At 52.7% G+C, this 11,919-nt stretch carries 10 protein-coding genes; 5 read left to right on the top strand and 5 right to left on the bottom strand.

The features are described 5' to 3' along the window. Positions 1 to 152 precede the first annotated feature (152 nt). Together RAC65_RS19830 and RAC65_RS19825 are read left to right on the top strand one after the other, a co-directional pair. A complete protein-coding gene (locus tag RAC65_RS19830) occupies positions 153 to 851 on the top strand; it encodes a response regulator (RefSeq protein ID WP_058709012.1) in 699 nt (232 codons plus the stop codon). Then, positions 848 to 1,933, top strand: a complete 1,086-nt coding sequence (locus tag RAC65_RS19825) for an ATP-binding protein (RefSeq protein ID WP_058702305.1) — start codon at positions 848 to 850, stop codon at positions 1,931 to 1,933. The genes RAC65_RS19830 and RAC65_RS19825 overlap by 4 nt, the downstream gene beginning before the upstream one ends. Here the strand turns inward: RAC65_RS19825 and RAC65_RS19820 are convergent. Further along, on the bottom strand, positions 1,889 to 2,839 hold the full coding sequence (locus RAC65_RS19820; RefSeq protein ID WP_058702304.1) for an ATP-grasp fold amidoligase family protein: 951 nt from the start codon (positions 2,837 to 2,839) through the stop codon (positions 1,889 to 1,891). The genes RAC65_RS19825 and RAC65_RS19820 overlap by 45 nt on opposite strands. Before the next feature lie 472 nt (positions 2,840 to 3,311). Here RAC65_RS19820 and RAC65_RS19815 point away from each other — a divergent pair, with 472 nt between their 5' ends. From RAC65_RS19815 to RAC65_RS19805, 3 genes are read left to right on the top strand one after another with little or no spacing between them, the layout of a single operon-like run. Beyond that, positions 3,312 to 4,310 carry an ABC transporter substrate-binding protein gene (locus RAC65_RS19815; protein WP_058702303.1) on the top strand — a complete coding sequence of 333 codons (999 nt, stop codon included), beginning with the start codon at positions 3,312 to 3,314 and terminating at the stop codon, positions 4,308 to 4,310. Then, positions 4,310 to 5,344: an iron ABC transporter permease gene (locus RAC65_RS19810; RefSeq protein ID WP_058702302.1), complete on the top strand. Its 1,035-nt coding sequence runs from the start codon at positions 4,310 to 4,312 to the stop codon at positions 5,342 to 5,344. The genes RAC65_RS19815 and RAC65_RS19810 overlap by 1 nt, the downstream gene beginning before the upstream one ends. Further along, the gene (locus RAC65_RS19805) at positions 5,344 to 6,105 is read left to right on the top strand and encodes an ABC transporter ATP-binding protein (protein WP_006120484.1); all 762 of its coding nucleotides are present in this window, start codon (positions 5,344 to 5,346) and stop codon (positions 6,103 to 6,105) included. Before RAC65_RS19810 ends, RAC65_RS19805 begins: the two co-directional genes overlap by 1 nt. A gap of 173 nt (positions 6,106 to 6,278) precedes the next feature. Here the strand turns inward: RAC65_RS19805 and RAC65_RS19800 are convergent, their stop codons facing one another. The 4 genes from RAC65_RS19800 to mgtA form a co-directional block, all read right to left on the bottom strand. Continuing rightward, complete coding sequence (locus RAC65_RS19800) at positions 6,279 to 6,533, bottom strand: FaeA/PapI family transcriptional regulator (protein WP_058702301.1); 255 nt, start codon at positions 6,531 to 6,533, stop codon at positions 6,279 to 6,281. 325 nt (positions 6,534 to 6,858) lie between these two features. Then, the gene (locus RAC65_RS19795; RefSeq protein ID WP_006120666.1) at positions 6,859 to 7,323 is read right to left on the bottom strand and encodes a hypothetical protein; all 465 of its coding nucleotides are present in this window, start codon (positions 7,321 to 7,323) and stop codon (positions 6,859 to 6,861) included. After that, positions 7,316 to 8,098 (bottom strand): winged helix-turn-helix domain-containing protein, encoded by a 783-nt coding sequence (locus tag RAC65_RS19790; RefSeq protein ID WP_039340102.1) that lies wholly within the window; start codon positions 8,096 to 8,098, stop codon positions 7,316 to 7,318. Before RAC65_RS19790 ends, RAC65_RS19795 begins: the two co-directional genes overlap by 8 nt. Positions 8,099 to 8,572: 474 nt before the next feature. Beyond that, complete coding sequence (gene mgtA / locus RAC65_RS19785; protein ID WP_058702300.1) at positions 8,573 to 11,275, bottom strand: magnesium-translocating P-type ATPase; 2,703 nt, start codon at positions 11,273 to 11,275, stop codon at positions 8,573 to 8,575. Between the last annotated feature and the right edge of the window lie 644 nt (positions 11,276 to 11,919).

The raw sequence follows: 11,919 nt of genomic DNA, 5'->3' as shown, positions 1-11,919 counted from the left end.
CTGTATGCGTTCAGGGCCTGATGTCTGTTATGTCGCAGTGTGCTTTGCTGGTCTGCCGCGACTGACATACTGTGCCGATTGCGAGGCGACGCATTCTGGTGTGGATGTAACATTGACCGACAACCGTTTCTGACTTTGATGTTGAGGGCGTCATGAATAACGACAAATTAATCCTGGTGGCGGAGGATGATGTTGAAATCTCCGATATCCTGATGAGTTACATCAAGCGAGCCGGGATGAGAACCGTCCATGCGGCCGACGGTGAGCAAGCCCTCACATTGATCACCCGCCTGCAGCCTGATTTAGTGCTGCTTGATATCCAGTTGCCCCGCGTTGATGGCTGGAATGTCCTTTCAACATTGCGCAAAGAGAGCAATACGCCGGTCATCATGGTCACAGCCCTGGATCAGGATATCGATAAACTCATGGGGCTTCGGCTGGGTGCGGACGATTATATCGTTAAACCGTTTAATCCTTCTGAGGTCGTGGCTCGTATCGAGGCGGTGTTGCGCCGCGCCAACCCTCAGGCGGCACCGCAAAACCTGATTAAAACCCGTTTCATGACGCTTTATCCCGATGAGTTTTATGTGGAGATCCACAGCAACGGTCAGACACTGACGCCTGTCCTGACCACGACAGAATTTAAGCTGCTGACGCACATGGCAAAATACCCACGTAGAGTTTTTAGTCGGGAAGAGTTGCTGAACGCCTGCTTACCTGAAAGCGATACGCTGGACAGAACGGTCGACAGCCACATGAGTAAATTACGCAAAAAATTCGAAAACTGTGGCATATCAGGCGTACCGGAAAGTATTCGCGGCATGGGCTATCGGCTGGGTGAACAGAAGTGAATAAAGACAAAGCGCTCAGTCGGCAAATTCTTTTGTTTATGCTGACTCTGGCCTTAGCCATTATTTTTGTTGCGGTGGTGGGCTCTTATCTGTTCTACAGCTTTGTCATTGATCATATCCCTGGTGGCTTATCCGCCAGCAACAGCGAAAATATGACGGTCTTCGACTGGGTCTGGATCGCCATCAGTTCCTCTCTCTGCATTCTGATTGCCTTGCTGTTTGCGTTTAAACTCACCGCGAAAATCCTTCACCCCTTAAGTTCCGTCGCCGCCAGCCTGCGACGTATTTCTCAGGGTGATTTAAGCGCGCGCGCCGCCAGCAGCCAGAGTCGCCTGGGCGAGGTCAATCTGTTAGTCCGGGACTTTAACGACATGGCGGAAAAACTGCAGACCCTGGACAACGAAAGGAAGTCCTGGAACGCGGCCATTGCCCACGAACTTCGCACACCGGTGACTATTCTGCGCGGCAGGTTGCAGGGGCTGGTCGACGGCGTTTTTGAGCCTGAACCCCACTTATTTATCAGCCTCTTGCGGCAGACTGAGGGATTATCTCGTCTGATCGACGACCTTCGCGTTGTCGGCGCGGCGGAAGGGGGTTCGTTTACGCTGGATATCCTGTCTGTCCCGTTTAGCGATATCCTGGAGAACGTCAGTACTGCGTTTTGCCATCAGTTCCGTGAACGTGGATTCACTCTGGTCATGGAGAAAACGCAGGCGATAACGCAATGTGATCCACTCAGAATTATTCAGTGCCTGACGATTTTATTTGATAATGCACGCAATTACGCCACGCCAGGCCCGATCGCTGTGCGAAGCGGTGTCCGGGACAGCGCCTACTTTATTGAGGTGGAAGATGCGGGGCCGGGCGTAGCCGAAGAGTTCCAGCGTCATATGTTCGAGCCGTTTCAACGTGGTATCGCAGGTCGTGCGGCCAATCCGACAGGCTGCGGGCTGGGCCTGTCGGTCGCCAAAGCAATTATGCAGGCTCACGGTGGCGATATCGGCTATAAAACGTCTTCTCAGGGCGGTTCGCTGTTTTTATTGCGCTGGCCCGTTGCGCGCCAGGGCAGATCGGCAGGATAAGGTGGGTTGATACGGCTTCTGTTGCCACATCGCGCCGAGTTTAGCGTCCCATTCCAGAGGCATTATTTTGAGCTTGCCGCGCTGAGGCGTTAAGGTGATTTCACTAAAATACAGGCTGTCATCTTTCAGCATTAAATCGACCCGACAGTAGTCGATATCTTTTGCCAGCGCCTGCGCGGCACAGAGTGCGCGATAAAACAACGCGGGCTCGGCTATCGGCGCAGGATGATGAGGATAGTCAATCTGGAAAGGCTGCAGTTCCCACTTTCTGTTGTAGACATTGACATATTCCCTGCCCTGCTCATCAGTAAAATCCGCCTCAATAATGCTGGCATTACCGTTGAAACAATGGATACGCAACATCTCAGGCGTTGTACTTCTTTCACGGCCTGCAAACAATTCAATATATTCTTCACAGAGAATCTTCGGCGAGATGTTTTTATATTGCCATTCCCGAGTGGTGTAATACATATTCTTTTTCATCGCTAAATCCAGCTTCAGTAAAGCGGCTTTGATATTGAACGTCGCTTTGTCTTTACAGATTATCGTACTGCCGCTGTCGTGATTGCATTTCAAAACGAAAGTCGCGGGTAAACGGTTTATCGCAATCTCTTTGGTGCTTTTATACGTGTTAATGAGTGGCACAATCATCACATCATCGGTCCGGCTGGCCACGTAATCGCGCACCGCTAATTTATCCGCCAACTGCGTATAATGCGGATTCCTGTCATATATCAACCGATGACACATTTTTTCATTCAGGGTGACCGGATGAATCAGGTCAGGCTCTCTGCCCAGTAAAATACGCAATCGCTGCGTATGAAAACGTGCATCATTAATAATAAAACACCTTGCAACCTTGAGGCCGTATTCACAGTATTTAGCAATAAACGTAAGGGTATTCATGACATCCTCCACAATGGTGGCAGGATGATAAGCACCCCAGGTTGCCTGAGTTTGTCTGAACTGTGGAGCGCAAATGGAGGCTATCTGTTTCACTCAGCTCTCTCACCCAGGCCCGTTTTAATCGTGCGTTCGGTCAAGTGCAAAGCGGTTTTTGGGTTTATTCTCTGATATCGATGCCGCTCAATGGTTCGTGATCTTTTTATCACGTGGAAAACGATTAACCCGTTCTTATGCAAGAGCGGCGTCAGTGCCGCCTCAGCAAGGGCTTATCACGCTGTTTTGACTCGGCGTGATTTATCTTTATTGCTGCGCTGATATTTCTTTCCCGGCTAATAACTGAAGTAAATTTTATGCGTTTTTGTTAAATATCAACTCATATAATAATGATTTCTATTTACATTTTTTGTCTGATAAAATTCGCCGCGCCAGAATCGTTACGGCATGCCGTCTCATTTAATGATGGAAAACACCAATGAAAAAAATGCTTAGCCTGTTGAGTTTTATTTTCCTCACGACGAGTTCCGCCTGGGCCACCACCTATCCGCTGACCATCGAAAACTGTGGTCAGAAGGAAACCTTTACTAAAGCGCCAGCGCGCGTCGTAGCGCTTGGGCAAAATACGGCGGAAATCATGCTGCTGCTGGGGCTGCAGGATAAAATGGTGGCGAGCGCATTCTGGCCGACCAAAGTGTTACCTGAGCTTGCTGAAAAGAATGCGAAAGTGCCGGTACTGACGGTGGAAATCCCTACGCTGGAATCCATCCTGGCGAAAAACCCCGATTTTGTGGCTGCCCAGATTCAGCTACTGATGGGGCCGAGCAGTAAAGTTGCCAAACGCGAAGACTTTGAGTCCGTTGGCATAAACACCTACCTGTCACCAGGCATGTGTGCCACGAAGCAGAATACCGGCGATATTTATGGCAGCCGTTCGACGCTGTGGAATATGGCCTATGTTTACGAAGAAATCGCCGATTTTGCCAAAATCTTTAACGTTGAAGATCGCGGACAGCAGGTGATCAACGACTTTAAGAAGCGTGAAAGCGCCCTGAGAAAAGCCTTTCCTAAAGGCAAGAAAGACCTGTCTTTCGTGTTTTGGTTCTCCAGCTCCTCCCCCACCGCGGATGCCTACGTGGGCGGTAAAAATGGTGCCTCCGGCTTTATCGCCGATCTGCTGGGCGGCCATAATGCCATTACCACCGAAACCGAGTGGCCCACTGTCAGTTGGGAAAGTATCATTGCCGCCAATCCGGATGTCATCGTGGTCACCAGCCTTGATCGTAATCGCTGGAAGCTGGATAACGCCGAAGAAAAGATTAAGTTCCTGAAAAGCGATCCGGCCGTGAGCCAGCTCGATGCCGTGAAAAAAGGCCATATTGTCGTGATGGACGGTCAGGCGATGAACCCGACGATTCGTACGATTTATGGTGCAGAACAGGTTGCAGAGCAGTTACGTAAGATGGGCCTGAATTAATGAGTGAAGGGGCTGTTCAGGCACGACGAGTGGGGTTTATCGCCATTGCGATCCTCGCCCTTGTCGTGCTGGTTGTGGTGATTGCACTGGGCGTCAGCGTAGGCGAGTTATCAATACCGCTAAAATCCGTCTTTTATACCGTCACCAATAAACTGGGAATGACGGCGGTGCCCGTTAACCGTATCCATGAAAGCGTGATCTGGGATTTCCGTTTAAGCCGGGCGCTGGTTGCCGCATTCAGTGGGGCAGGTCTGGCGATTTGCGGGGCGGTGTTACAGAGCCTGCTGAAGAATGCCCTTGCCGAACCCTACGTGTTAGGGGTTTCGGCTGGCGCATCAACCGGGGCGGTGTTGATTGTGGTCTCGGGCGTCGGCGCGGGTGCCATCTCCCTTTCGCTGGGTGCCTTTACCGGTGCCTTTGCGGCTTTTGCGTTTGTTGCCCTGCTGACCAATGGCGCACGTGGCGGGACGGAGCGCACGATTCTGGCGGGCGTTGCGGCATCGCAACTCTTTAATGCGATAACCGCTTACACCATTAGTACCTCGGCAAATGCGCAGCAGGCGCGCGACGTCATGTTCTGGCTGCTGGGCAGCTTTAGCGGCGTACGCTGGCCGGAGTTTCAGTTGGTGGTCGTGGTCGTGCTGGTCGGTTTAGCGGTCTGTCTTTATTATGCGCGCGCGCTGGATGCCTTCACCTTTGGCGACGATGCCGCGGCTTCGTTAGGTATTCCGGTTGGCGTGGTTCGTCTGGTGCTGTTCACGGCAACCGCCCTGATGACCGCCACGATTGTCAGCATGGCCGGCTCAATTGGCTTTGTCGGGCTGGTGGTGCCGCATGTGATGCGCTTCTTTTTCGGTCCTCTGCACAGCCGCCTGCTGGTGGCCTGTGCTATCGCGGGTGCGATTTTGATGGTGCTGGCGGACATTGCCTCTCGTATGCTGATTGCCCCCCAAAGCCTGCCGGTGGGCGTGGTTACCGCGCTGGTGGGTGTACCATTCTTTGCCGTTATTATTTATCGCTCCAGGAATCAATAATGAGCATTAGCGCCGAACACCTTACCTGGCAGGTGGGGAAAAAAATCATCGTTAATGACGTTTCCCTGGCGGTATCGCCGGGCGAAACGGTGGGATTACTGGGGCCAAATGGCTCAGGCAAATCCTCCCTGCTTCGTCTTCTGGCTGGCCTGCGTAAGCAACAAAAGGGCAAAGTGCTGCTGGATGGCAAGGACCTGTCGTCCATTGCCCGCAAACAGCTTGCCCGCCGTGTCGCCTTCGTTGAACAACATGCGTTAACCAGTGCCAATATGCGTGTGCGCGATATCGTCAAACTGGGCCGCATTCCGCATCACTCGCCGTTTTCCAGCTGGACCCATCAGGACGACGACATCGTCGATGCCGCACTGAAACGTGTGGATATGGCCTCACGTTGCGATCAGGGCTGGCAGAGCCTGTCTGGCGGAGAACGGCAACGTGTGCATATCGCCCGGGCCCTTGCCCAGTCACCGAATGAAATACTGCTTGATGAGCCCACCAACCATCTGGATATTCACCACCAGATTCAGCTGATGAAGCTGATCAGCGAGCTACCGGTCACCAGCATTGTGGCAATTCACGATCTGAACCATGCCGCGCTGTTTTGCGATCGTCTTATCATTATGCTGCACGGGGGCGTGGTGGCGCAGGGCACGCCGGATGAGATTCTCACGGAGTCACTGCTGTGGGACGTGTTCAGGGTCAAAACACAGATCGAGACGTCCCCGGTACATGGTAAAAAACATATTCATTTCTATGTGTGAATCCCCGCGGCGCGCCGTCAGGACGGCCGGTTACCGGCCATCAGTCTGACGCGCGCGGGGGCGCGTCCGTTGCCGCGTTATGACGGGCTTCTTTCCCTGCGGCACATCCCACCTGTGCAGTCACGCACGGTTGCCGGTGAGCGTCAGGTCATCGGGAGCAAGCACGGGAAACACTAAAGAATAAACCATTTACAGGATTTGGTTCCGGCCTCTCTTTTTAGCAGTCCACTGTTTTCCAGTTTTAACAGCCAGTTTCTTGCAGCATAAATAGATATATCGCACTCATCGGCGACGTCCCGGGTTAATATGCCTTCCGACTGTTTTTTAATAAGACACATAATGACGTCTTTCATCTGTGGTTTTTTCTCAGTGTCCTGAAGCTGATTCCATTTCGCGTCACATTGAATTTTATAAGCAAGCTCTTTCATGGCCGTTTCCCCGTAAAGTGTTAACACCTCAAAAATTAAATTTTCCGGCTATGTCTGTTATTTCGTTACAGCGCCAGGCTGTAACGAACCCGGGCATGCTGCCGATATGAGGATTTAACAATTACGGGGCTCAAATAGATACAAACACCTTAGAATGGTTAATTTTAGAAAGGAAAAACTGTTTTTATAAATTTATATAAAATTAAATTCCACACAAGAGACGCTCGCTGTGCAGGGTAGCCACCAGAAGGAGGCGTAAACCCGCACACATTCCGCAGGGCAAGGACGTGCGAAACGGCGCTACCCGCGTCTGCGGACAACGCCATTAGCGGGTATGACAAACGATAAGAGGTAATACCCGACTGCCTACCAATATCGCATCCTCCATTCCTTTAATTTTCGAAATATAGAGATAGGCAAAGTGGCTGTTTAATATATTTTCCGGTACGTTGTCGCGCAGACCGCGACTCACACTATAGTGGTCGAGCTTATAAAGTGACTGAATATAGGGTGAATACTGAAATTCGACATTACGTCTTAAGATATACGTATTTCCCGCTTGATAGACCGTTCCATCAACGGACACCATGCCTTCTCCGGAATGACGCAGCGTCAGAACAAAGCTGGCATCCAGATGATAATTCCGGGTGAGATCGCGCTGTTGAAAATTCGCTGCGCAGGTAAATTCGAACATGGCGCGTTGCGATTTTACAGAGTACAGGCCTCCCGCAATAACCAGGATGGCACAGAGCAAAACCAGACTGAGCGACACGACGTTCTTCTTATTCATTCTCTGCCCGCCATCCGAGTTCAGAATAGTTTGAGCAGTAGGCCTGGCCGCCCGTTACGTGGCGGCAGTAAGCGACGTAGACATTGCCCCAGTGGCCAGCCGTCACGTTTCTGTCCGCATAAAACAGATATTTGCCGCCCTTCTGACAGGGCATGCCGCTGCTGGCGATGATTTTGCGCCACACGGGTTCCGGCGGGAAAGCCGATTCCCCCGGATGCACCGGCAGATAGAGTACCTCGCAGCCGTTGACGTCTGCCACGCTGACAGGCGCGATCGATTTTTCAGGCCGGAGAGAAGACAGCACCAGCACAGTCATGCCTGCCAGCAGGAGCACCGCAATACCTGCAGCGTAATAACGACGGTCGCGTCGCGGCAGAGCCGCCGTCGGAGAGACCGGATCCGCAGTGGGAGCCGCCAGTTCCGGCTCAAGGTGCGTCGTTTGAATCGCCAGCGTGGGATTGAAAACAAAGCCCACTTTATAAACGGTGGTGATAACGTCCTGGCTGATGCCCAGCGAGGCAAAACCGCGTCGAATAGACGATACATAGGCATTCAGGCTGTTGAACGAAGGCGTTGCGCCCGTTTCCTGCCAGAAATTATCAAGAATATGTTCCCGGGCCAGCACCACGCCGGGGCTTTTCAGAAACATTTCCAGTAAATGATTGCAGGCAGGCGATAAGGGCACGCTGGTTTCACTGGACTCGACCAGGCACAGTCGTCCCTGAGCGGGTGAAAACCGAACCAGACCTTCAATTACATATTCTGTCTGCTGCATTTCAGGCTCCGGCAACACACAGGCAAGGCAGTAAACAACAACGCATGCGGGATAACGATCCTCAATCATCGGGCAAAAAAGTCCGCGCATCATCAGCGCCGGTCGGGTGTGGTATGCATGGCCACTGAGCAAAATCTTCTGACGTGGCGGGCAGTGTGCATTACCGGCCGGGGAAACGGGCGGCGTTCAGATACGTGTCCGTTCGCTGAGCTAACACGCATGATGACGGCAGATCCCTCCAACCCGGATATTGTCAGGTCAGGTTAAATAATTTCGCTGTAATTGTATCAGAGAACGCCACGGCAAGAGCGGGAATGGCAGAAAGGTTCGTCTACGTTATCGACATCACGTTTTTTGCAATGATATAGCACAAGTTCACGAAGACGGGCCGTGCAGATGCGCACAGAGGGAAAACCGGTCAATGCCACCCTCACCTTGTGGCATTGACCGGCGATGTTTTTACGGCTGAAGCATTTAATACCAGCGGCCAAAGCGTTTGATGTACGCCATCTTCATTCCCTGCGCCACCAGACAGTAGCTAAACAGGGTGAGCACCAGCCAGGGGAAATAGTGCCAGGGCAGCGGAACTAATCCCACCAGCGTACCCAGCGAAGAGAACGGCAGCAGGATACCCGCCGCACAGATACCCATCGTGGTCAGCAGCACCGGCAGCCGGGCGCAGCTTTGAATAAAGGGAATTTTCTGCGTCCGCAACATATGCACCACCAGCGTTTGAGACAATAACCCTTCCACAAACCAACCAGACTGGAAAAGCGACTGGGCGCTTTCATGATTTGCCCCGAAGACGTACCACATCAGCGCAAAGGTCGTGACATCGAAAATAGACGATGTTGGCCCCATCCACAGCATAAAGCGCTTGATGTTACCGGCATCCCACTTACGCGGTTTACGTAAAAACTCGCGATCCATCTTGTCCCAGGGCAGAGCCAGTTGAGAGATGTCATACATCAGGTTCTGAATCAGCAACTGGATAGACAGCATGGGCAGAAAAGGAATAAATGCGCTGGCAATCAGTACGGAGAACACGTTGCCGAAATTCGAGCTGGCCGTCATGTTCAGATACTTGATGATATTGCCGAAGGTTTCGCGCCCTTTGAGGACACCTTCGCCCAGCACGGCCAAATCTTTTTCCAGCAAGATAATGTCCGATGACTCTTTGGCAATGTCCGTCGCCGTATCGACAGAGATCCCCACATCGGCCTCGCGCAGTGCAGGCGCATCGTTGATGCCATCGCCGAGGAAACCGACGGTATGACCATTCTGCTGCAGCAGTTTAAGCACGCGTGACTTTTGCTGCGGCGTCAGCCGGGTGAAAATCATGCAGCGCTCCACTTCCGTGCGCAGCACCGCGTCGCTCATGTCATCAATCTCATTGCCGGTCAGCATGGCTTCAGAAGCCAGCCCCACTTCCTGACAGACGCGCAACGTCACCAGCGGATTGTCGCCTGTCAGCACTTTGACCTTCACGCCACTGTCTTTCAGCGCCTGAATCGCTTTGCCCGCGCTCTCCTTAGGCGGATCCAGAAAGGTCAGCATCCCTTCAATGGTCAGCTCGCACTCATCATTGCTGCTGAGTGGCAGCGCTATGCCGTGCTCACGGGTTGCCACCAGGAGGACGCGAAAGCCTTGCTGATTATAATGCTGCGTCAGGTTCAACAGTTCGACGCGTTTCTGTTCGCACAGCGGAATGACCGACTCGCCCTGACGTAGTGTGGTCGCAGCAGCCAGCATTTCCTCGACCGCCCCTTTGCAGATTAACAGTGGACGGTGCGTTTGCAGATCTTCCACCACCACAGAGACACGACGGCGGACGAAGTCAAAAGGCAGCTCATCCACCTTCTGAAACTGGCTGCACTGGGCCGCAGACAGGGTTTGCTCTCCAAATTTCAGTACCGCGCGGTCCATCAAATTTTTTGCCCCGCTCTGGCTGCTGCTGTTGAGCCAGGCCAGCAGCAATACGCGCGCATCCTCTACGCCTTCCCCGTTCAGATGCGCCGACAAAAAAATGTTGTCCTGCGTCAGCGTGCCGGTTTTATCGGTACACAGCACATCCATTGCACCGAGGTTTTGAATCGCGTTCAGCCGTTTAACGATGACTTTGCGCCGTGACATCGCAATCGCGCCTTTGGCCAGATTGGCACTGACGATCATCGGCAGCATTTCGGGGGTCAGACCGACGGCAACCGCCAACGCGAACAAGGTGGCGTCCATCCAGTCGCCTTTAGTAAAGCCGTTGATCAGTAAGACAACCGGCACCATCACCAGCATGAAGCGGATCAGCAGTCTGGACACGCTGTTTACGCCACGGTCAAACGCGGTCTGCGGACGACGACCTGAGAGCGAGGCCGCCAGCGAACCAAACCAGGTTTCACTGCCGGTGGCGACGACCAGTGCGCGAGCCGTGCCGCTGGCGACATTGGTCCCCATCAGACAGCTGTTTCTGAGCTCCAGTACGCTGCGACCGGGCTGCTCTGCGATCTCTTCACCTGCGCTGAGATCGTTTTTCTCAACGGGCAGCGATTCACCGGTCAGGATCGCCTGGCTGATAAACAGGTCGCGCGAGGCCAGCAAGCGCACGTCGGCCGGCACCAGATCGCCCGCACTCAATAAAATCACATCGCCGGGCACCAGTTCACGCATATCGATATCGTGACGGCGGCCAGTCGTGCTGCCTTCTTCACGACGCAGTACGGTAACCTGCGTGCGAACCAGCGACTTTAAAGCCTGCGCGGCGCGGTTGGTACGGAACTCCTGCCAGAAACGCAGCAGTCCACTGAGCGTTACCATGGTAAGTATGATGATCACGCCAGACAGATCGGTGTCCTGACCGGCCCGCAGCGGTAGCCAGTAATCGGTTACCCAGCTGACCAGTGCCAGCACCATCAGCACATAGATGAACGGATTGTTAAAGGCCAGGATCAGCTGGACAAACGCGGAAGGCGCTTTTTCATGCACCACCTCATTGCGACCATAATCACCTAATCGCGCCCGGGCTTCCGTGTGCGTCAGGCCCTCATAGCTGCTGTGGAGGTTGCTCAGCGTGACATCGGTGCGATTGCGTGCTTCGCGTTCAATGGCAAAGGGCGTTTTGGTTTTTTTAAGTGCACGCTGGCGGTTGTGAATCATCGCGGCGTGTTCGAGTTTCATGTCGCTCATGTCGACATCTCCCTGATTTAAAGCAACAGATATCCTGCATGCGAAATAAAGCATGCCTGTATTTCCGGTTATTTCCGGTAAAGAGGTTCAGTCAGTTTTTAATAAATAAGCGCGCACGTCCGCCGCGCAGAAAAATAAAAATACCGCGCAATACCGGACCTGGCGAAATAAACGCACAAAAAATGACTGTATGAGAAAGGGTGCGCAGCCCGCGGCTACGCCTGTCGAGGCGGAGGAAAAAGGGCCTGAATATACATAAACATAATGCGCTCTCGCAGTGACTACAGCGTGTATTTCAGGGAGAGCAATCGGATCGTACAGAGAAGATTGCTGCCCGCCAGGTGGCAAGCAGCGAAATGCAGTTAGCTTGCCGGAGTAATAACGTATTTAGGGTGACTGTCCAAAGTATGACTCCTGCGACTATTTTCACTTAGTATAATCTCAGCCCCGTTCGGGTAAAGAAAAATAACGGTTCAATCCCGGTTTCGTTTATTAACCGTTGTGACTTCAGCATGACCGCCTGATCAGCCTTATAACTGTGCTGCATTTGTTATAACTTTTTTGCATATCATTAGCCCATAATCGACTATTCTTTGCATGAGCCCTTTCGTACACTCGCGTTACTTTCTCAGGCAAGGATTTTC

Source organism: Pantoea sp. BS_8 (assembly GCF_041954965.1).
Classification (GTDB): domain Bacteria; phylum Pseudomonadota; class Gammaproteobacteria; order Enterobacterales; family Enterobacteriaceae; genus Pantoea; species Pantoea stewartii.
The sequence above is the reverse complement of the archived record's forward strand: the minus strand, read 5'-3'. Positions and strand labels throughout refer to the sequence as shown.